Here is a 17,420-nt window from a genome sequence, read left to right as displayed (position 1 = left end):
TGATCATCTACTCCCCCTCGGCTTGCGCCGGCAGGGCCGGCTGCGTGTTCGCTGGCTGCAGCTGGACGCTGAACAGGCCTGTGTGCACCAGCAGGCCATCGTCCTCGGCGGCGACCGCCGCGACCGCCGACTCCGGGGTGAATCCGGCGTCGACGTACGTGCGAATCGTCTGGGCCTTCGTCTGCTGGATCTCGGCAGCGTCCTTGCGGTCCTCCCGCAGGAACGGCACGTCCCGGGCGTCGTACCAGAGCCGTGTCGCAGGCCCCGGCGGCGCTACCAGCTGCTCCAGGCTCCCGGCGGCGTTCTGCCACAGCGGGTGCATCGTCCCGTCCGCGAAGCGGCGCCTGGCCTGGCCGTAGTTCCCGGCGTTCAGCGAGCTGCCCTGCAGGCCTTCGGACAGGCCAACGATGACCGGGTGAACGCCGGCCGCCGCAGCGATCCGCGTCTCACCCCGACCCTGGACCGTGGCGAACTCGATCTGCTTCAGGTCCGCGCCGACGACTTTCGCGTCGGCGCCCGCCGCCAGGTATAGCGTCCGGTAGGCGTTCGCGACCCCGGCGTGGTTCGCCTCCAGCATGTCGATGATCGCGTCGAACTCGGTCTGGTTCGCCGCAGTGATGCCGGTGACGACCATGTTGGGGGTGGCGCCGTTCTCGAAGAACCGGCGCTTGTGCTGCACCATCAGCCCGTCGGCCTGGATTTCCCGGACCACCGGTGTCAGCCACGACATGCCCCGGAACGTCGCCAGCGGGTCAGGGATCGGCGCGAAGTGCGCGACTTCGTCCGGCAGCAGGATCACAGGCTCGGCACCGGAGCCCGTGCCGCCCTCGGTGTAGCGGTAGCCCATCCGTGTCCACCCGAGCTGTCCGCCCCGCAGCCGGCGCGGTGCCAGCACGATCTCAACCCAGTCGGGGCGCATCCGCACCAGCTCGCCGTCGTGCTCCGTCCAGAACGAGTTCCCGGCCAGGTCGGCGTCCTGGATCATCTGCGTGAGCAGATCCTGCGTGGTGCCGCCGGCCCACGGGCGTTCCAGCAGCTCCAGTTCCCGGCCGCCGAACATCACCGACGGCCGGCCTCGGTTGAACGCCTGGAACTGGAACCGGACAGCGGAGAAGACCAGCATCCGTACCGCCATGCAGGCGAACACCACGCCGTTCGCCTGGTACGCGGCCGTCGCATACCCCTCCAGGCTGTTCGGGATCCGCTCCGCCCGCTCCCCGGCCAGGGTCTGCTGGACGCCACCGCCAAGGGGGTACGTGTTGCCCTGGAACACGAACTCGTTCAGGGCGCCCAGGTAGTCGTCGACCGTGCTGATCGACCGGGCCGGCCGGCGGACCGCCGAGATCCGCTCCAACAGACCCGGCGGCCGGCGGACCAGGGCGTCACCCGGCCGCATCGGACCACCCGAGCCGTACCGCCGCCGCACACCACGTCGCCACGAACCACACTGCGGTGACCACCGTCCTGGCCGACCAGCCAAGGCCGTACAGCACCGAACCCACCACGAGCACCAGAACGCGGGCCGCCGCGGCCAACCACCGCAGCACGTCAGACTGCCGAGTTGCGACCGCGATCCGGTCAAGGGGCACGCTGGTCACCGGTCACACCTCTCTCACCGCCAGGCTGCGAAGAACAGCCGAACCTGCCGCTGCACCCGCGGCGTTGAATGCCCAAACAGCGCCAGCGACACCGCCGCGACGGTGGTGGTGTCGACCGTCAGGTCCCGGCGTGCCCACGCCCACGACCCGCCGATGTCGCGCTTCACCGCGCCCTTCACGGCGTCGGTCAACTCCCGCTGGCCGATGTGCTTGACCGCCCGCTCCGGATCATCGGCGGCTTCCGGACTGACGCCGTCGTAGAGCAGCTGGCACCCGGTCACCACGTCGCCGAGGGTGGCCCGGTGGACCACGAGCCCGGCCTTCTCGGCCTCCTCGGCGAGCGCCTTGTCGTCGATGACGAGCACCGACGGCTGGTGCACCTCCAGGGCCTGCAACCGTGCGACCACCCACGCGGTGCCTGGCCGGTAGTCGAGCACCACGCCGTCACCGGCGACCTCGACATGCCGGCCGCCGCCGACCCGGGCACCCGCCAGGCCGATCGCCGTGTACGACCGGTCTGGAGGCACTACCACCCCGATCGCCGGCCGGCCGTCCAGTTGTGACCCCGGATCGTGGGCCGATGTCCACGCCGCCTCGGAGATGACCTGCCACTCCGGCGCTTCGTCGCCGCCTACGAAGCGGGGCCAGATTCCGAGCCGTTCCCGCGCGAAGTCCTCGTCCGGCATCGACCGGCGCTCCCGCTGCACGTGCTCGACGCTGATCCGGATACCCAACGACGGGTTCGCCACAGCCCAGAGTTGCAGGTCGTCCAGGTCGATGCCGTCGAGGAATTCCAAGCTGCCGCCCAGCCCCCAGTCGCGGTACCCCAGTGCCGGGTCCGGCTCCCATGGTGGCTCGTCCGCCCCGCGCGGGACCGTCGGATCGCCCCGGCGCCGCAGCAGGTACATCACCTCGCCGGTATCCCCCGTCAGCGGCGGCGAAGACGTGTACACGATCTGTGGGTTCGGCCGGGCGCTCATGGTCGGCATCAGCGCCGACTGCTGCACGAACGTGTACGCGAACGTCTCGTCGACCAGGTTCACGTCACCGGAGAAGCCTCGGCCGGAGCCCTTCGACCGGGCGACAAACTTGATCCGGGCACCGGTGTCGAGGCGCTCGATGGATTCCTCGCCGTTGGTGTTGATGACCTTGAGGTGTACGCCGTCGACGTCGTACAGGTTGTCGGAGAGCTTCACGCCCAGCCGACCCACCAGCCAGATCACGCGTCGGAACGACTCCATCGCCGTCTTGTACTCGTGCGCCGACCACATGATCAGCCGCTCACCGATCAGCAGCAGCCCCGTCAGGGCCCGCGCCTCCAGCAGGCAGCCCTTGCCGTTCTGCCGGGACACCCACTCGCAGTATTCGAAGCACGCCCAGCGGCCGTCGTCCTTCACCGCGAGCATGGCGGTGATGGAGTCCTCCTGCCAGGCGTCCATCGGCATGCCGGCCCGGCGCATCAACTCGACAGCCTCCGGGCCGTACGAGTCGGTCGACTCGGGCTGGTTGTCAACCCGTGGGCTGCGCCCGCCGAGCAATCCGAGCGGTGAGGTCCGTGATGCCACCGCCGCCGACACCACCACCTCCCGATCCCGCAGTCGGAGCCTTCCGCCCGCCCGCCGGCTGCTTCCCGCCAGCGGAACGGCTCTGCCGCAGCTCCGCCAGCAACGTCTTCAGGGCGATCTGCTGCTGCCTCGCCTCAGCCAGCGCCTGGTTGAGCACCACCTTGACGATCGACCCGTCGTCGTTCGCCGAGTGCAGCCGCATCCACGCGTCCTCGTCACCGCGCAGGATCCGGTCGATGACGTCCAGCCGGTCGGCCACCCGGCACGCTTCCTCCAGCAGCACCCGCTCGCTCGGCTTCAGCTCGCCCGGCTCGGCCGCGACCTGCTGCCACAGCCGCAGGCCGCGCGATCCCAGCTCGGGAGCGTCCGTTACGGCGTTACCCGTAACGGCGGGTGCTGCGGCCAGAGGAGGTGTCGAGCCGCCTTTCGCCTGGTCGGCGCGCTGCTGTTCCCGTTTCCGCTCCCGGTAACGGCGCTGCCGCTCAGCGTTCGACAGGCCCACCGGGCAGCCCTCCAGATCCAGCGTGCGGGGGGAGAAACGCCTGACTAAAGAGCGTGGGGTCAGGAGGGCTCACTCTGCGTCGTCAGGGTGCCCCCCTACCCGCACCCTCGGTCACCATCTGCGCGAGTTGACCACTTCGGGCTGTGCACGTTGACGTCGGCGCTCCATCGCGATGGCTTGACCAGCTCGACGGTTGCAGGAGGAGTGGGTGAGGCGGCGGGTGCCTCTGCCCTGCCCACCGCCCAGGGCGAGGGGTGGGTAGTGGTCGAAGTCCAAGGACATGGACTTGGTCATGGGCTGACCGCACCAGCCGAAGGGGCAGGGTGTGCCTGGGCGGAGGGCGCGTAGTGCTGCGGCCCTGGCCTGCTGGTGCTCCCATCCGTAGCCACGCTCGGTGGTGGTGGCTGGGCTGCTCGGCATGGTCGCCTCCCCGTCGGGTGTGCGGGCCGGCCACCACCGCCAGCAGCCGGCCCGCTCTCCCCGCGCCCCGCATCCCGTCCCCGGACACGCAACAGCCCGGCGGACCCTGCTGGGTCAACGTCCGGGCTGTGGGCACACCTCGCCTACGAGGTGGATGTGACAACGATGATCGCGCGGTCAGGCAACTGGCGTCAACTCGCCGCGCTTGAGGCCGGTCGGGCTGGTGCTGGTGAGCATCTCCACCTGGGCGGCGTCGGCGTACCGGTACCAGGTGGTGCCCCTGCCTCGGCCGGGCAGGTGGTGGCCGGGGAGTTGCCCGGACAGCCGACCACGGGGCTGGCGGGAGCGGTAGGCCCAGCGGCGGACGAGGGCAGCGTCGACGTCCACGCCGAGGCGGTGGGCGATCTGCGCGGCGGTGCCGTACTCGTCGCCGTCGCGCTGGATGAGCGGGGTGTCGCCGGGGCAGTGGCCGGTGGGGCCGAGGACGGAGCCGCAATGGCCGCAGAGGCGGGTGCTCACGGTCGCCACTCCTCGCGATAGCCGGGCCGGTCGGCGTACTGCGAGGCAACGTCGCGGAGGTCAGGGCAGGGCCACGGCTCGTGGCAGTGGTCGCAGCGGCCGGTCCATGAGTACGCTCCGGGCCCGTCTTCCGTGTCAGCCGGGAAGTCGTATGAGGCGTGGCGGTCGAGGATGCGCCGATTGGCCTCCACCTCCCGCATCACCCTCCACGGTCCGTGGCGTTCGATGTGCGCGGCCTGAGCCGGGGTCGGCGAGGACTGGGCATCGGTGACGACGACTCGCCAGGCCGGATGGCCCGTCGCGCCGGTCCCGATCGCGGCTTGCTCATCGTCGTCGAGCTGGGCGCGAAGCCAGGTCACCAGGTCGTCCATGGTCCGATCCTCCCTCACTGGTCGAGCGGCTGGCTGGTGCGGCGGACACGGGCGGCGGCGAGCACGCCCATGAGGGCGTAGGCGGGGTGCTGGTCGGGGTTGAGGTGGGATCGGTCGTAGCCCTCGGTGGTGCTGGGGGTGGCGTGGCCGACGGCGTACTGGACGACCCGCAGGTCCTTGCCGGCGGCGAGGTTGAGGGTGACGAACGTGGCCCGGAGGACGTGCGGCCCCATCTTGGCGATGAGCGACTCGGGGAGCTTGGCCTCGGTGGCGAGGCGGACGAGCTGCCGGCGCAGGTTGCGCGGGTCGATGCGCTGCCCGGTGTCGGTGACGAGCAGCGGCCGGCGGGGTCGGGCGCCGACGCTCACCGTGGGGAGCCGGTCGACGTCGGCGCGGGTGGCGAGGTAGGCGGTGATGCGCTGGTGGGCGGCGGGGATGAGCAGGGCGGCCCGGCGGCGACGCCCCTTGCCCATGACCTGCAGGACGGTGTGGCCCTGGTCCTGGGTGAGGTCTTCGATGTCGGCGGCGAGCAGTTCGGCGACGCGCAGGCCGGTGGTGGCGAGGGTCCACACGATGGCGGCGGTGCGGGGGGTGTCGGTGTCGGCGGCGTCGAGGAGGGCGACGACCTGCTCGGCGGACAGGGCGGGGGTGGGTACGGGGTTGGCCTTGGGGCGGCCGACCTTGAACTTCGCCGGGTTCTTGCGGAACGGGACGTCCTGCTCGTCGAGCCATTCGTAGAACGAGCGGACGGCGGACAGTCGGTTGGCGCGGGTGCCGTCGCTGTAGCCGGCGTCGCGCAGGGCGGTGGACCAGAGCTGGCCGTGGGCGGGTACGGCGTCGAGAGGGTCGACGCGGTGGAACTGGCACCAGTCGAGCCACGAGTGCAGGCCGTACCCGTAGCTCTTCGCGGTGTGCGGGCTGGCGAGGCTGCGGAGGAAGACGGCGACCTGGTCGTGGAGTCGGTCGCGGGTGGTGGTGACGGGTACGAGGTCGGTCATCTCCGGGCCCTGTTCGTGTAGTGGATCTATCCGGGTAGTGGGGTGGTGTCGTGGTGGTGGGGGTGCTGATGGGGCCCGAATCCGAAGTGGATCTAACCCCTTAATGACGGGTATCGGGTCCGTCAGCGGCGGGCCCACTCGGCGAGAACCTTGCCGTCGAGGACGGCGCGGTGGCCGTCCGGGTGGTCTTGGGGCTCGGTGCAGCGGTAGGCCATTCGACCAGTTCCGGGTTTGACGGGCTGGAAGGCTCCGCAGGCCCAATCAGCCGAGTCGAGGGTGGTGTCGACGATGACGGGCTGCCCGTCGGGCCACCGGTCGGGGCCGTCGCCGTACTGGTCGGGGTGGATGACGCGCAGGTGGTCGAGGATGTCGTGGTCGTCCACGGTGTTGTCGTCGGGTGGGCAGAGGTGGCAGGTGGCCATGGTCGTCTCCTCGGGTCGGGTGGCCCGGGGCGCGCGTGCACCCCGGGCCGGACGGGTCAGGCGGTGACGGGTTCCAGCGGCCCGAACAGGCCTCGCCGCCGATGGGTGGCCAGGTGCTTGAGGTCGGCGTGGTGGTCGCGGGACAGCGCGTCGTACGCCTGCTGGGCGGCTGCCATCACGTCGGCCGGCACCTGGTGCAGGTAGACGCCGACCCGGACGCCGTTGCGGGATGCGCTGACGATGGGTTCGATGCCGGGGTTGTTGGCGTCGGACTCGCCCCAGTGCCAGCGGACGACAGTGCCGTCCATGAGGGTGGGGGTGACGGTGACGATCACGGTGCTCCTTCGGTCGGTAGGTCGGGTCAGTTGGTCGTCCCCGGCACGGCCCCCGCGACCGCGCCGAGCACGGACGCCCTGGGCCAGATGCCGTTGCAGGCGGCGCACACCACGGCCCGGTCCGTCTCCGGCCCGACAGTGGTCACCTCCAGCCGTCGCTGGCGGCAGTCGGGGCAGGGGTGCGGCCCGCTGAGCGCCACTCTGGCGGCTCCGATCCGGAGCACCCGGCGTGCGGACTGGTCGAGGTGTGCGAGGGCGTCAGCGGTGCGCTGGGCGGCGTGGGCGGACATCGCCGGGATGGCCCGACGGATGCGGGTCACCGGGTCCATGCCGGGCGCACCCGGGAGCGTGCCGGCGACGGGGTCCAGGGCGCGGAGGAGGTCGCCGAGTGCGGCGGCGGCCGGGTCGGGTCGGCCGGGGGCCCATGCGCCGGTGGCGAGGTCTGCGGTGGGGTCGCCGTACCCGCCGAGGCTGGTGCGGCGCCCGAACTGCTGGCTGGGGATGCCGATGTCGTACGCGCCTCGGTCGCCGTCGACGGCGTCGGCGATGGCCGCGCGGGCGGCGGTCTCCAGCCGGGCGAGGGCGTCCGCGAGGGACCAGGCGGCGGCGGTGGCGTGGAGGTGGTGCGGGGTCAACGGGGCTCCTCAGGCGCGGTTGAGGGGGTTGCGGATGAAGCGGTGGAGACGGTCGGCGGCGTAGTGCGGGCCGACGATGGCGGCGAGGACCGGGGCGGTCGGGTAGTAGACGCGCTGGTGGCCGAGGACGCGGTGGCTGGCGATGCCGTGTCGTCGGCACCAGCCGCGGACGGTCTCGGGGCTGATGCCGACGATGGCGGCGACCTGGGCGGTGGTGAGGAGCTCGATCACCGGGTCCTCCGGCGGAGCAGGTGCGGGATGGTGGAGCCGAGCCAGGCGGCGGCGACCGCGACGAGGACGGCGGCGCCGTCGTGGGTCCAGGCGTCGGCGGCTGCGGCGAGTGCGAGGGTGGCGGCCACCCCCGCCACCAGTGCGGTGGCGAGGGCGGCCAGCAGACGGCGGCGGGTCACGCGGGCGCTCCGGAGCAGGCATGCGCGGCGATCATGCGGCCGATGAACTCCCCGACGGCGGGGACGACGGCGTTGCCGAGTCCCTTGACGCGGGCCGGCTCCAGTTCGTCGGGAAGCCCATCAGCCACTCGACCGCTTCGCCGCTCGGCCTCCATGAGCCCGTCGATCGGATGAAGCCACGCACCCGCTCGTACGTCTCGCGGCGGTACCGCTGGCGGCCACTGCCAAGTCCCCAGCCCCGGCGTCCCATCGAGGCGGTTGGCGTGGGCCAGAACGAACAGTCGTTCCCGTGTGTGTGGGGCGCCCACGGCGCACGCGGATAGCACCGTCCAGTCCGCATCGAACCCGTCCTCGGCCGGGTCACCGAGCATCCATCCGAAGGCGTCGGCGTCGTCAAGGAGAGCTGCGACGTTCTCCACGAGGACGTAGTCGGGTCGTACTGCGCGCACCACGTTGCGGAACCAGGGCCAGCCCCAGCGGGGATCACCCGTACCGCGGCGCAGACCGGCCGTGGAGAAGGGCTGGCAGGGGAAGCCGCCGGCGACCAGTCGAACAGGGGGTCTTGGTCGAGTGGTCCACCAGTCGACGGCAGTGCGGACGTCGTCATGCTTGGGCACCTCCGGCCAGTGGCGGGTGAGTACGGAACGGCAGAACGGGTCGAGTTCGACTTGGCCGGCGCAGTGCCAACCGGCGCGGTCGAGGCCGAGGTCGAGGCCGCCGATTCCGGAGAACAGCGACAGGTAGGTCAGCGGCTGCACCGCTCAGCCCTCCCGCGTGTTGGCGGGGCGGCCTGGTGCGGCGTGGAGGACGGCGAGCACTCGGGCGGCGAGGCACCGAGCGTGCCCCGGCTCGTCGCCGTCGTGGGTGCAGTCGGGGTCGTCGCACGGGGTGTGGGTGGTGCCGTCGGGGCCGGCGGCGAGGGGCCAGACGAGGGTGCGGATCTGCTCGTGGGTGGCCCAGGCGCGGGCCAGTTCGTCGGCGAAGAGCTGCCCATCTTCGGCGGTGTGTTGGCCGGCGTCGTGGCGTCGCCAGGCGGCGGTGAGGGCATCCACCGGTCAGTCCTCCCGCGTGGTGGCCGGGTAGGCGGGCGTCATCTCGTCCCGGACGGTCCCGGCGAGCACGGCGTCCTGGTGCTGGGCGGCGTCGCGTTCGATCTGCGCCAGGGTGGCGTCCCGGCCGGCGCGGATGCCGTCGAGGACCGCGGTCACGGTGGGCCGGTGGGCGTCGAGGTCGGCGGGGTCCGGCTCGTCGAGGCCGGTCTGGTCCTCGGTGCTGCACGTCCAGCAGCGGGCGTCCTCGCCCGGGGGCAGGGTGCGCGGGTAGGTGGAGCCGCAGTCGGGGCAACGTCCGCCGGGGCCGACGAGGCCGGCGTCGATGATGGCGCGGACGGCGATCGCGGCGGCGCGGACTGCGGGGTGGACGAACGGGGGGGCTTGCAGTGCTTCGCGGACGGCGTCGATGGCCCGCTGCTCCCAGTCGGCGGGGCGGATCGGCTCCGGCGCGGCGGCGTACCCGGCGTCACCGGCGGCGATCACCGCCCGGCGGATCTCGGTCATCAGCGGCCAGATGCCCACCGGCACGGGCACACCGAGCCGGTCGAGCCAGGCGCGGACGTCCCGGTCGATGACGGGGATGCCGGCGGCGGCGATCCATCCGGCGGCCTGGGCGACCCGATCCGGCGAACCCTGCACGCGGGCCGGGCCGGAACCGGGGGACGGCGCGGGCACCTCCGGCTGGCTGTCTCCCGCGTCGGGCCCGTAGGTGTCGATGAGGCATTGGCGGCATTCGTCGTCGAGGCTGACGTCGTGTTCGCATCGGCCGACCTCGTCGTCCTCGTCGTCCTGCCCGTCGAGCCAGATGAGCATGGCGGTCTGGGTGGGCCCGTACTGGCGGTCGAGGGTGTCGCGGGTGCGGCGGCCGAAGGGGTGCCGGTGGTAGGTGGCGCCGTCGGGGGCGGGTCGCCAGATGCGGTCGCGATTGTCGACGAGGACGCTCTCGGCGTGCTCCAGGGCATCGGCGAGGCGCTCGCAGTCGTCCCGCTCGGCCGCGCCGTCGTCGTCCTGGTCGTCGGCCGGGGCCGGCTCGCCGACCGTGTCGTGGGCGGCCCATGCCCGGTCGGCCTGCTCGGCGAGGTCCCGCAGCCGGGCCAGCAGGGTGCCGTTGGCGCGGAGCTGCTCGCGGAGTCGGTCGGCAACGCTCTGGGCGTGGTCGAGGTCGGCTGTCACGTTGTCGAGCTGCTCCCGGGCCTGGTTGCGCTCGTCGAGGGCGGCGTCACGGTCGCGGACCATGGCGCGGGCCTCGCCCTCGGCGCGGTCGAGCTGGATGCGGAGGTCGCGGATCGTCTCCCGCGCCTGGGCGAGCTGGCCGGCGGTGGACAGCTCGGTCCGGAGCGGGATGCGGTCGGCGGGGCTGGGCGGGGTGGTCATGGCGGGGGCCTCCGTGGCGGTGAGGGTGGCGTCGATGGCGGCGAGAGTCCGGTCAGTGGGCACGGCGGGTCTCCTCAGGCGGTGGCGGGCTGGAGGGTGGGGTGGAGGTCGGCTCCGTCGAGCCAGGCGTCCACGTCGCCGACGAGGGCGTCGACGTTGGTCACCCAGCAGGAGGCGGGGGCGTACCGGGCGGCGTAGGCCATCTCGGCGCGGGTGGCCTCGCCGGGGCCGTCGGGGACGATCGCGAGGACCAGGTGGCTGGCGTCGATCGCGGCCAGGTGGCGTTCGGTGAGCCGGTTGAGCTGCTCGGCGGTGGGGGCCGGCTCGCCAGGCAGGGGCGGGCAGGGGGCGTGAACGAGGTGCCCGGCGAGGGCGAGGGCGCGGTGGACGCGGGCGAGGTCGTGGGCGTGGCGGCGGGTGCTGCCGCAGAGGGTGATGGTCAGGCGTCGCATCGGGTCTCCTCAGGCGATGTCGTTGGCGGGGAGGTGGACGTCGACCACGTCGCGGTCGAGGGGCGGCTCGTCGCGGTGCGGCCGACCCGGGGTGGTGTCGGCGGTCGTGTCGGCGGGCTGGCAGGCGGCCAGGTCGTAGTCGGCGGGGTAGGTGTCGGCGTCGAGGTCCGAGTCGGCGGCGGTGAGCTTGCTGAGGGCGGACCGGAGCGTCGGGTCGTCGCCCAGGTCGAGCCACCCCTCGACGCAGTCGGCGACAGCGCGGATCTCGGCGGGGGTGAGGGCGAGCAGCGGCAGGTGGTGTTCGGCGACGACGGCCAGGTGCCGGCCGACGACGGCGGCGAGGTCGATGAGGCTGCTGGTGAGGACGTCGCGGCTGGCCAGCTCGATGTACGTCACGGAGCACTGGCTGATGCCGATCATGTCGGCGGCTTGGCGTTGGGTGATGCCGAGAGCGTTGCGGCGGTCGCGGATCTGCTGGCCGAGGTGTTGGCGGGTGGGGTGGCTGCGGGCGGAGTTGGCGCGGCGGCTCATCGGGGTCGCGTCTCCTCGGTCTCGTGGCGGGTGTGTCGGGCGGTGGCGATGTGCTGGTCGACGGCGGCGGTGGTGCAGGCCCAGCAGTGCAGGCAGTCGGCCCAGGCGGCGGCGGTGCGGTCGTCGTCGAGCCGGTCGGTGCGGACCTGGATGCGGGCGGCGGTGGTGGTTACGGCGGCGACGGCGGGCCGGCCGCAGCCGGGCGTCGCGCAGGCGGGAGGCGTCACCATTCCGCGGTCACCCGCCGCACCGGCGGCCCGTCGAGCACCAGCAGCCCGCCGCCGTCGAGGAGCCGCTCGACCACCGGGTGTCCGTACCGCGCGGACAGCTCGTCGTAGACGGCTGCGGCGTTGGCGCCGGTGTTGGTGGTGACGACCATGCGGCGTTCGTGCGCGCACCGGTGGTCGACGATGCGCTGGAGCTGCTCCAGCCACCAGTCGGTGACCCGCTCCCGGCCAAGGTCGTCGAGGATCAGGAGGCCGCAGGTGGTGGCGTAGTCGTAGGCGAGGGGCTCGGCGCTGTCGGGCTTGAGGGCGGCGGACAGGTCGGCGGCGGTCCACACCATCACCCACTGCTCGCGGCCGTGGACGTCGTTGCCGATGGCGTAGGCGGCGGTGGTCTTGCCGGTGCGGGTGGGGCCGGCGAGGACGAGGGTGCGGGGGCCGGCGTCCCACCAGCGGGCGATCTTGCCGCCGGGGTTCTGGTCGGGCCGGAGCCGGTCGTAGCTGGCGGTGGCGTAGCGGGAGGGCCGGCGGCGGGTGTAGACGACGGCCCGGTTGGCGGCCTGCCGGGAGCGGATGGCGTTCATCTCGGCGCGGTCGGCGTCGAGGCGGATCTGCTCCAGGGTGGGGCCGTCGGTGGTCGGGGCGTGGCGGGCGATGCGGTTCCGCCAGTCGCCGAGGGTGCGGCCCTGGTGGTCGCGGGCGGTGAGGTTGAGGGCGTCGCGGATCGGGGCGGTCGTCATCGGAGGCTCCCGGCGGTCTGGCTGGCGTAGGTGGCGATGGCTTCGCCGGTGCGGAACGGGTTGTTGTCGGGGCGGTCGTCGGTGTGCCGGTTCGCACCGGTGGCGACCCCAGCCCCGCCCGGCCGGCCCCGCCGGTCGTCGGCGGCGCGGAGCATCCAGTTGCGCCAGGTGGCCGGCCAGTCGACCTTGGTGGCGTCCTTGCCGGACTTCGCGGTCCAGTAGTTGCAGAACTTCTCGGTCTCGCGGCGCCCGTCGACGCCGGGGCAGTTGGCGGCGAACCAGGTCTTCATCGCCTCGGTGACGGCGAAGTCGTCGGGGAGGCGGGTGCCGCGCTTGCGCGGGCTCTCCTGCTCCCTGTTCCTTGCTCCCTGCTCCCTGCTCCCTGCTCCCTGCTCAGGGGCGAGGGTTTCGGGAGGGCTCGCGAGCGTCTCCGGAGGCTCTCCGGAGACGGCGGGACTGGGGATGTTCTCGCTGGTCAAGGGCTCCGGCGGTCGCGGGTAGCGAGCCTTACTGGGGTGGGAGACGCGCTGGTGCTCGTCCCACCCGACGATGAACAGGTAGTGGCGTTCGGCGACCTCGTACCGGGCGATCAGACCGGCCGTGGAGAGGCTCGCGAGGTCTCCGGAGGTTCTCGCGAGAGCCTCGCGAGGGTCATCCTCAAGGGGCCAGAGGGCGGCGGTGATGAGTTTCGGGTTGTCGACGGTGACGCCGTTGTCATCGACGTGCGTCCACAGGCCGATGAAGGTAAGCCTGGCCGAGATCGGCACCGAGGCGACCACCTCGGAGGTGAAGAACTCCGGCTTGATGGAGCGGATGCGCGCCACGTCGTGCCTTCCTGATCTATGTCGTCGTGCTCGTGTGGTTCGGGTGGCCGCCCGGCCCCGGGGAAGTGGGGCCGGGCGGCCGGTCAGGCAGCTGCCGGCTGGCGGTCGCGGGCGAGGATGCTGCGCACCGTCGAGTGCGGCGTCCCCGTCGTCGCCGCGATCTGCCGCAGCGACCAGTGCAGGCCGGCGAGCCGCAGCACCACGACGTCCCGGTCGGCCAGGTCGGTGGTGTCCACCGCCTCATCGGGCAGCGGCACAGCCGGCGCTTCGCACAGCAACCGATCGCCAGCGACCGTCCAGACCGGCTGGCCGGTGATGCGGGCACCGTCGGTGCGGGCCATGGCGTCGAGGCCGGCAGACGCCTCGGTGATGAGCTCCGACCGGGTGCGGTCCAGGTCGGTGATGGGCCAGACGGCCCGGTAGATGTAGGTCATGGTCATCAGTCCTGGTCCTCTCCGATACGTCGAAGCTGCTCGGCGTGCTTGGCGGCGGCCTTCTCGACCGCTTCCTGGTCGTGCGCGGCGTTGCCTCTGGCTCGGCCGCAGATGCAGGGCCGATCTCCTCTGTGGTCTGCCGGGATCACGCTCGACGGGGTGTAGGGGTGCGCCCGGATCGGCCGACGCCTACGGGTGCTCACCGCCATCTCCCGTACACCTGGCGGGCCGTCAGCCGGCCCTCCATCACCGCCGGGGGCAGGTGCCCGATGTGCCAGTGCCCATCGACGCTGGTGCAGCGGTACTCGCGCATCGCGGCACCTTTGTGGTGTCGGCGGATCTCCTGACGGGCCTGCTTGCGCCCGGAGAACAGCCGCTTGCCGTGGTCGGAGCAGACACCGATGTGCCCGCGCGGCTCGGTCATCGGCTGCCCCCGACGGTGAGCTGGTGGATGCGGTCGAGCAGTTGCGGCACGTCCTCGGCGAGCGCGGCCTCCAGCAGCCGCGCCTTGGTCTCGTCCTGGCGGTAGCGCGCCTCGAGGAGATCGGTCCACCGATCAGCGACTGCGTCCAGGTCCAGCAGGTGGGGCGGCGGCCCGGCCGGCGCCACGCCACCCCGGGGGAACGGGATCACGTTGCTGGCCTCGTACGCCCGGCACCCGGTCGCCGGGCACCCGCCGCGCTGCCCGGCCCGAACGATGGTGTGCAGCGGCTCCAGGGCACCGCACACGCACCGGCCCGGCTCCACGGCGGTCGTGCCCCGGGCACCCCCCGGATCCCGGCGGCTCACTGGGCACGCCCGACGCTGAGCAACGGCCGGACCTCGCACCCGGGGTGCCGGTCGAACTCCGGCGTCCCGTCGTGGCCGAGCTGGGCGGCGGGGTCGAGCAGGCCGCCGCACACCGGGCACAGGGCGTTCGGCGGCGGCTCCCCGGCGGGCCGGCACCCCTGGCAGGCGGCACCGGTGAGGTAGGGGTGGACCCCGGTGGTGGACCGGCACGGCTGGCCGGCCCGCCACTGGGTGCACTCCGTGGAGAGCAGCGGGGTCGTCACGCCCGCCCCGCTCCCGGGTCGTTGGGGCTGGTCAGCTCGGCCCGCAGGTCGGCGAGCACCTCGGCGGTGCCGGCCGGTCCGGGCCACTCCGGCGGGGCGGGCCGTGCGACGTTGGGGACGTTGAGCACCCCGGTGGCGTCGTCCGGTCCGCCGGGGATGAGTCCGGTGTCGCGGGTGACGGCCTGGACGGCGGCCGGGGTCAGCAGGTAGCTGCGGTCGACGCGCTGCACCGTTTCGGGGTGGTGGCGGCCGACGGGGGTGTCGTCGAGGTCGGCGATGGGCGACCACGTCTCGTCGGCGTCCCGGTGCTCGACCACCCCGGCGGCCGGCTGCTTGCCGGTGAGCCAGGCGGTGATGCGGGTGCGCAGCGTCGGCCGGGTGGGCCAGGCGGTGACGTGGCCCGGGTCGGTGGTCGTCACCGGGCCACCGCCTCGGTGCGGGCGACCAGGTCGATCGACACGGGCTGCTCGTCGCCGCGCAGGGACACCGGCATCAGCGCCCCGATGAACCAGTCGCCGATCTCGACGCGGACCGGCTTCCGAGGACCATCGAAGGTCCACCGAGGCGAGTTGAACGGGTCCAACTCGGTGGCCTTCAGCAGCGGCCGGATGGCTCGGTGGGTCAGGCCAATCGGCGCGTGCAGTCCTTCCGCGTCGCGGGTGGGCAGCGCGGAGAGGATCTTTCCCAGGTCGGGGTAGTTGTTGACCCCCTCGGGCTGCCGGGAGTGCATGGTGAGGCCCCCGAAGGTGACCGTGAGGAACTCGCCATCTTGGGTGATGGTGGCCTTGTCGGCGACGGTTTCCCGGTCCTCGATGTAGGCGTCCAGCTCGCGGCGCAGCCGCTTGGCGTCCCACCGCGCCAGGTACAGGGGTCCGGTGGGCTGGCCGGTGGCGGGCTGGCGGGCGTGGCCGATGACGTACCGGTCGGTGGCGCTGGCGGCGAGGATGCCGTCAGCGGCGCGGAGCTGCACGGAGTTGAGGGCGGGCAGGGTGACGTCGCGGCTGGCGAAGGGGGTGACGGCCCCGAGGATCTGGGCGAGGCTGCCGGTGGTGGTGACGATCTGACTCATCGGGGCATCTCCCGGTCGGTCGTGGGCAGGGCGTGGATGTCAGCGGCCGTGGACCACCACGAGGGGTCCAGGGCGTCGGGGGTGAGGGGGGCCTGCGCGGTGAGCTGCCGGCGCAGCACGGCCGCCTCGTGGCGGGCGGTGGCAAGTTCGGCGTGCAGCACCCGCACGGCGTGGCGGGCGGTGTGGGCGGCGGTGACGGCCTCGTCACGGCGGGCCTCGGCGGTGTCGGCGGCCAGCCGGTTCGCGCGGGCCACCAGGGCGAACGCGCCGGCCACGATCACCAGGACCACGACGAGCACGGCCAGGGCGGCGGCGAGTGCGGCGGCCATCACGCCACCTCGCAGGTGCAGGTCGAGCAGTGCCGGCGGGTCCTGGCCCGCACCGTCGGTGCCGGTGCGCCGTCGCGGTCCTGCCGGCGCTGCCGCACCACCGCCTGCGCCTCACCCAGCGGCATGCCGCCCCGGGCGACGGCTGCCTGCTCCTGCTCGGTGAGCTGCAGCAGGCCGATGCGGTCCCGCACCCAGGCGGGGCTCTTGCCGATGAGTCGGGCGATCTGCTCCCGGCCCAGATTCAGGTCCCACATCAGGTGATGCAGGGCCTGCGCTTCGGCGATCGGGTCGAAGCTGCGGGCCTGGGCGTGCATGGCCAACTGGCGGATGACCCGCTCGGCGGGGCCGGGGTTGCGGCGCAGCACGGCGTCGACGGTGGGCAGGTCGGCGAGCTTCGCGGCGGACAGCCGCCGGTGCCCGTCGATGACCTGGTACCGGTCGGGGCCGATCCGTTCGACGATCAGCGGCACCTGCTGGCCGATGGCGGAGATGGAAACGGCCAGCTCGGACACGTTGCCGACCTCGCCGCGGGCGTTGGGGCCGGGGTGGACGTGCCGGGTGGGGATGCGCAGCAGTGCGCCGTCGAGCACGGTGGCGTGGTCCATCTACGCCACCGCCCGCAGGTGCCGGGCCGGCTCGTACTGGGCCAGGTCGGCGAGCTGCTGCTCGGTCATGCCGGCGATCAGCTCGGCGATGCGGGCCTGCGCGACGGCGGACTGCGAGCGGAGGCTGAGCACCATCGCCACCAGGTCGGCGTCGAGGCCGAGGTCGGCCAGGGTGGGCGGGGTGTAGCCGTCCAACGCCGGGTCGACGGCGGTCGGGAACAGGTCGTCGGCGAGGGTGAACGGCTCCGGGGTGGGGGTGCTCGCCGCTGCGGAGGCCGGCCAGCGCGGCGCGACGTCCGGGCCGGGTCGACCCTCCGTGCCCGGGATCGGGCCCAGCGGCGGCACCGGCGGCAGGTCCGGGAGCGGGGTCGGGTCCGGGGCGGTCACCGGGTGCCCCGGGCGGTGATCTGCTCGCCGGTGACCGCCTCGTACGCGGCGACCATCGCCGAGTACGCCTCGCCCTGGAGGCGGTCGACGTCGGTTCCGGTGCCGTCGTACTCCAGGTGCCCGGCGGCGATCACCGCGCGGACGGCGGCGAGCAGGCGGCCGGTCGGCTGCGGGTCGGCGGTCGGGGCGAGACCGGCGGCGTCCACCGCCGTGACCGCCTGGTCAATGGACAGGCCGGTGATGGTCAGCTCGGCCACCTGGCCGTCGCGGTCGACCAACGCCACCACCCGCCGACCCGTGCCGTGGTGCACGGCGTACTCGGTGCTGCCGACACCCATGGGGGTGACGGAGTCACCCTCCCAGCCAGCGGCGTACAACCGGCGGAGCAGGGCGGTCGCGGCGGTCAGGTCCTGGGCCGGCTCGGCCGGGAGGGTGGTCGGGGTAGTCTGCTGGTGCATCTGGACTCCTCGTTTGTCCGTTGCGTGGGGCCCCTGCCGTGGCTGCGGTAGGGGCTCTGTCGTGTCAGGGGCGGGGCGGGCCGGGCTGGATCGGCGCGGGCACGTGCGGCCCCG

General features: G+C 73.1%; 30 protein-coding genes. All 30 read right to left on the bottom strand.

Going from position 1 to position 17,420, the window contains the following annotated elements; all coding sequences use genetic code 11:
* Window positions 1-7: 7 nt before the first annotated feature.
* The 30 genes from ACWCHM_RS25755 to ACWCHM_RS25610 all read right to left on the bottom strand — a co-directional run bounded on the left by ACWCHM_RS25755 (window position 8) and on the right by ACWCHM_RS25610 (window position 17,306).
* Window positions 8-1,396 (bottom strand): phage portal protein, encoded by a 1,389-nt coding sequence (locus ACWCHM_RS25755; RefSeq protein ID WP_454220174.1) that lies wholly within the window; start codon window positions 1,394-1,396, stop codon window positions 8-10.
* The gene (locus tag ACWCHM_RS25750) at window positions 1,383-1,598 is read right to left on the bottom strand and encodes a hypothetical protein (RefSeq protein WP_454220172.1); all 216 of its coding nucleotides are present in this window, start codon (window positions 1,596-1,598) and stop codon (window positions 1,383-1,385) included. The genes ACWCHM_RS25755 and ACWCHM_RS25750 overlap by 14 nt, the downstream gene beginning before the upstream one ends.
* 14 nt (window positions 1,599-1,612) lie before the next feature.
* Window positions 1,613-3,163, bottom strand: coding sequence for a hypothetical protein (locus ACWCHM_RS25745; protein ID WP_454220171.1), 1,551 nt, complete (start codon window positions 3,161-3,163; stop codon window positions 1,613-1,615).
* Complete coding sequence (locus ACWCHM_RS25740; protein ID WP_454220170.1) at window positions 3,108-3,665, bottom strand: hypothetical protein; 558 nt, start codon at window positions 3,663-3,665, stop codon at window positions 3,108-3,110. The genes ACWCHM_RS25745 and ACWCHM_RS25740 overlap by 56 nt, the downstream gene beginning before the upstream one ends.
* Window positions 3,666-4,262: 597 nt before the next feature.
* Window positions 4,263-4,529: a hypothetical protein gene (locus tag ACWCHM_RS25735; RefSeq protein WP_454223184.1), complete on the bottom strand. Its 267-nt coding sequence runs from the start codon at window positions 4,527-4,529 to the stop codon at window positions 4,263-4,265.
* A gap of 71 nt (window positions 4,530-4,600) precedes the next feature.
* Window positions 4,601-4,975, bottom strand: a complete 375-nt coding sequence (locus ACWCHM_RS25730) for a DUF6221 family protein (RefSeq protein ID WP_454220169.1) — start codon at window positions 4,973-4,975, stop codon at window positions 4,601-4,603.
* Between the two features lie 14 nt (window positions 4,976-4,989).
* On the bottom strand, window positions 4,990-5,973 hold the full coding sequence (locus tag ACWCHM_RS25725; protein ID WP_454220168.1) for a tyrosine-type recombinase/integrase: 984 nt from the start codon (window positions 5,971-5,973) through the stop codon (window positions 4,990-4,992).
* Between the two features lie 122 nt (window positions 5,974-6,095).
* Window positions 6,096-6,395 (bottom strand): hypothetical protein, encoded by a 300-nt coding sequence (locus ACWCHM_RS25720; RefSeq protein ID WP_454220166.1) that lies wholly within the window; start codon window positions 6,393-6,395, stop codon window positions 6,096-6,098.
* 56 nt (window positions 6,396-6,451) lie between these two features.
* Window positions 6,452-6,730, bottom strand: coding sequence for a hypothetical protein (locus tag ACWCHM_RS25715; RefSeq protein WP_454220165.1), 279 nt, complete (start codon window positions 6,728-6,730; stop codon window positions 6,452-6,454).
* Between the two features lie 26 nt (window positions 6,731-6,756).
* Complete coding sequence (locus ACWCHM_RS25710; protein WP_454220164.1) at window positions 6,757-7,365, bottom strand: hypothetical protein; 609 nt, start codon at window positions 7,363-7,365, stop codon at window positions 6,757-6,759.
* 9 nt (window positions 7,366-7,374) lie between these two features.
* Window positions 7,375-7,596 carry a helix-turn-helix domain-containing protein gene (locus ACWCHM_RS25705; protein WP_454220163.1) on the bottom strand — a complete coding sequence of 74 codons (222 nt, stop codon included), beginning with the start codon at window positions 7,594-7,596 and terminating at the stop codon, window positions 7,375-7,377.
* Window positions 7,593-7,775 carry a hypothetical protein gene (locus tag ACWCHM_RS25700; protein ID WP_454220162.1) on the bottom strand — a complete coding sequence of 61 codons (183 nt, stop codon included), beginning with the start codon at window positions 7,773-7,775 and terminating at the stop codon, window positions 7,593-7,595. The genes ACWCHM_RS25705 and ACWCHM_RS25700 overlap by 4 nt, the downstream gene beginning before the upstream one ends.
* Window positions 7,772-8,533, bottom strand: coding sequence for a DNA cytosine methyltransferase (locus tag ACWCHM_RS25695; RefSeq protein ID WP_454220161.1), 762 nt, complete (start codon window positions 8,531-8,533; stop codon window positions 7,772-7,774). The genes ACWCHM_RS25700 and ACWCHM_RS25695 overlap by 4 nt, the downstream gene beginning before the upstream one ends.
* A 3-nt stretch (window positions 8,534-8,536) precedes the next feature.
* Window positions 8,537-8,827, bottom strand: coding sequence for a hypothetical protein (locus tag ACWCHM_RS25690; protein ID WP_454220160.1), 291 nt, complete (start codon window positions 8,825-8,827; stop codon window positions 8,537-8,539).
* 3 nt (window positions 8,828-8,830) lie between these two features.
* Window positions 8,831-10,264 (bottom strand): hypothetical protein, encoded by a 1,434-nt coding sequence (locus ACWCHM_RS25685; RefSeq protein ID WP_454220159.1) that lies wholly within the window; start codon window positions 10,262-10,264, stop codon window positions 8,831-8,833.
* An 11-nt stretch (window positions 10,265-10,275) separates the two neighbouring features.
* Window positions 10,276-10,653 carry a hypothetical protein gene (locus tag ACWCHM_RS25680; RefSeq protein WP_454220158.1) on the bottom strand — a complete coding sequence of 126 codons (378 nt, stop codon included), beginning with the start codon at window positions 10,651-10,653 and terminating at the stop codon, window positions 10,276-10,278.
* 9 nt (window positions 10,654-10,662) lie between these two features.
* A complete protein-coding gene (locus ACWCHM_RS25675) occupies window positions 10,663-11,184 on the bottom strand; it encodes a helix-turn-helix domain-containing protein (RefSeq protein ID WP_454220157.1) in 522 nt (173 codons plus the stop codon).
* The gene (locus ACWCHM_RS25670) at window positions 11,181-11,414 is read right to left on the bottom strand and encodes a hypothetical protein (RefSeq protein WP_454220156.1); all 234 of its coding nucleotides are present in this window, start codon (window positions 11,412-11,414) and stop codon (window positions 11,181-11,183) included. Before ACWCHM_RS25670 ends, ACWCHM_RS25675 begins: the two co-directional genes overlap by 4 nt.
* Window positions 11,408-12,148, bottom strand: a complete 741-nt coding sequence (locus ACWCHM_RS25665) for an ATP-binding protein (RefSeq protein ID WP_454220155.1) — start codon at window positions 12,146-12,148, stop codon at window positions 11,408-11,410. The genes ACWCHM_RS25670 and ACWCHM_RS25665 overlap by 7 nt, the downstream gene beginning before the upstream one ends.
* The gene (locus ACWCHM_RS25660) at window positions 12,145-12,972 is read right to left on the bottom strand and encodes a hypothetical protein (protein ID WP_454220154.1); all 828 of its coding nucleotides are present in this window, start codon (window positions 12,970-12,972) and stop codon (window positions 12,145-12,147) included. Before ACWCHM_RS25660 ends, ACWCHM_RS25665 begins: the two co-directional genes overlap by 4 nt.
* A gap of 83 nt (window positions 12,973-13,055) precedes the next feature.
* A complete protein-coding gene (locus ACWCHM_RS25655; protein ID WP_454220153.1) occupies window positions 13,056-13,412 on the bottom strand; it encodes a hypothetical protein in 357 nt (118 codons plus the stop codon).
* Between the two features lie 193 nt (window positions 13,413-13,605).
* Complete coding sequence (locus ACWCHM_RS25650) at window positions 13,606-13,830, bottom strand: hypothetical protein (protein WP_454220152.1); 225 nt, start codon at window positions 13,828-13,830, stop codon at window positions 13,606-13,608.
* On the bottom strand, window positions 13,827-14,135 hold the full coding sequence (locus ACWCHM_RS25645) for a hypothetical protein (protein WP_454220151.1): 309 nt from the start codon (window positions 14,133-14,135) through the stop codon (window positions 13,827-13,829). The genes ACWCHM_RS25650 and ACWCHM_RS25645 overlap by 4 nt, the downstream gene beginning before the upstream one ends.
* A 56-nt stretch (window positions 14,136-14,191) precedes the next feature.
* A complete protein-coding gene (locus ACWCHM_RS25640) occupies window positions 14,192-14,458 on the bottom strand; it encodes a hypothetical protein (protein WP_454220150.1) in 267 nt (88 codons plus the stop codon).
* The gene (locus ACWCHM_RS25635) at window positions 14,455-14,877 is read right to left on the bottom strand and encodes a hypothetical protein (protein WP_454220148.1); all 423 of its coding nucleotides are present in this window, start codon (window positions 14,875-14,877) and stop codon (window positions 14,455-14,457) included. Before ACWCHM_RS25635 ends, ACWCHM_RS25640 begins: the two co-directional genes overlap by 4 nt.
* Window positions 14,874-15,527: a hypothetical protein gene (locus tag ACWCHM_RS25630; protein WP_454220147.1), complete on the bottom strand. Its 654-nt coding sequence runs from the start codon at window positions 15,525-15,527 to the stop codon at window positions 14,874-14,876. Before ACWCHM_RS25630 ends, ACWCHM_RS25635 begins: the two co-directional genes overlap by 4 nt.
* A complete protein-coding gene (locus tag ACWCHM_RS25625) occupies window positions 15,524-15,856 on the bottom strand; it encodes a hypothetical protein (protein ID WP_454220146.1) in 333 nt (110 codons plus the stop codon). Before ACWCHM_RS25625 ends, ACWCHM_RS25630 begins: the two co-directional genes overlap by 4 nt.
* Window positions 15,856-16,461 carry a ParB/RepB/Spo0J family partition protein gene (locus ACWCHM_RS25620; RefSeq protein WP_454220144.1) on the bottom strand — a complete coding sequence of 202 codons (606 nt, stop codon included), beginning with the start codon at window positions 16,459-16,461 and terminating at the stop codon, window positions 15,856-15,858. The genes ACWCHM_RS25625 and ACWCHM_RS25620 overlap by 1 nt, the downstream gene beginning before the upstream one ends.
* A complete protein-coding gene (locus ACWCHM_RS25615) occupies window positions 16,462-16,848 on the bottom strand; it encodes a hypothetical protein (protein WP_454220143.1) in 387 nt (128 codons plus the stop codon).
* Window positions 16,845-17,306 (bottom strand): hypothetical protein, encoded by a 462-nt coding sequence (locus ACWCHM_RS25610; RefSeq protein ID WP_454220142.1) that lies wholly within the window; start codon window positions 17,304-17,306, stop codon window positions 16,845-16,847. The genes ACWCHM_RS25615 and ACWCHM_RS25610 overlap by 4 nt, the downstream gene beginning before the upstream one ends.
* Between the last annotated feature and the right edge of the window lie 114 nt (window positions 17,307-17,420).

Source organism: Micromonospora sp. SCSIO 07396, from assembly GCF_053667945.1.
This window is presented reverse-complemented; position numbering and strand designations above follow the sequence as displayed.

What these genes read in the sequence shown, in the direction of transcription:
- ACWCHM_RS25670 (WP_454220156.1), bottom strand. Translation starts at nt 11,414, where the DNA reads ATGGTGACGCCTCCCGCCTGCGCGACGCCCGGCTGCGGCCGGCCCGCC.
- ACWCHM_RS25665 (WP_454220155.1), bottom strand. Translation starts at nt 12,148, where the DNA reads ATGACGACCGCCCCGATCCGCGACGCCCTCAACCTCACCGCCCGCGAC.
- ACWCHM_RS25720 (WP_454220166.1), bottom strand. Translation starts at nt 6,395, where the DNA reads ATGGCCACCTGCCACCTCTGCCCACCCGACGACAACACCGTGGACGAC.
- ACWCHM_RS25730 (WP_454220169.1), bottom strand. Translation starts at nt 4,975, where the DNA reads ATGGACGACCTGGTGACCTGGCTTCGCGCCCAGCTCGACGACGATGAG.
- ACWCHM_RS25610 (WP_454220142.1), bottom strand. Translation starts at nt 17,306, where the DNA reads ATGCACCAGCAGACTACCCCGACCACCCTCCCGGCCGAGCCGGCCCAG.
- ACWCHM_RS25655 (WP_454220153.1), bottom strand. Translation starts at nt 13,412, where the DNA reads ATGACCATGACCTACATCTACCGGGCCGTCTGGCCCATCACCGACCTG.
- ACWCHM_RS25680 (WP_454220158.1), bottom strand. Translation starts at nt 10,653, where the DNA reads ATGCGACGCCTGACCATCACCCTCTGCGGCAGCACCCGCCGCCACGCC.
- ACWCHM_RS25675 (WP_454220157.1), bottom strand. Translation starts at nt 11,184, where the DNA reads ATGAGCCGCCGCGCCAACTCCGCCCGCAGCCACCCCACCCGCCAACAC.
- ACWCHM_RS25620 (WP_454220144.1), bottom strand. Translation starts at nt 16,461, where the DNA reads ATGGACCACGCCACCGTGCTCGACGGCGCACTGCTGCGCATCCCCACC.
- ACWCHM_RS25650 (WP_454220152.1), bottom strand. Translation starts at nt 13,830, where the DNA reads ATGACCGAGCCGCGCGGGCACATCGGTGTCTGCTCCGACCACGGCAAG.
- ACWCHM_RS25725 (WP_454220168.1), bottom strand. Translation starts at nt 5,973, where the DNA reads ATGACCGACCTCGTACCCGTCACCACCACCCGCGACCGACTCCACGAC.
- ACWCHM_RS25630 (WP_454220147.1), bottom strand. Translation starts at nt 15,527, where the DNA reads ATGAGTCAGATCGTCACCACCACCGGCAGCCTCGCCCAGATCCTCGGG.
- ACWCHM_RS25625 (WP_454220146.1), bottom strand. Translation starts at nt 15,856, where the DNA reads ATGGCCGCCGCACTCGCCGCCGCCCTGGCCGTGCTCGTCGTGGTCCTG.
- ACWCHM_RS25755 (WP_454220174.1), bottom strand. Translation starts at nt 1,396, where the DNA reads ATGCGGCCGGGTGACGCCCTGGTCCGCCGGCCGCCGGGTCTGTTGGAG.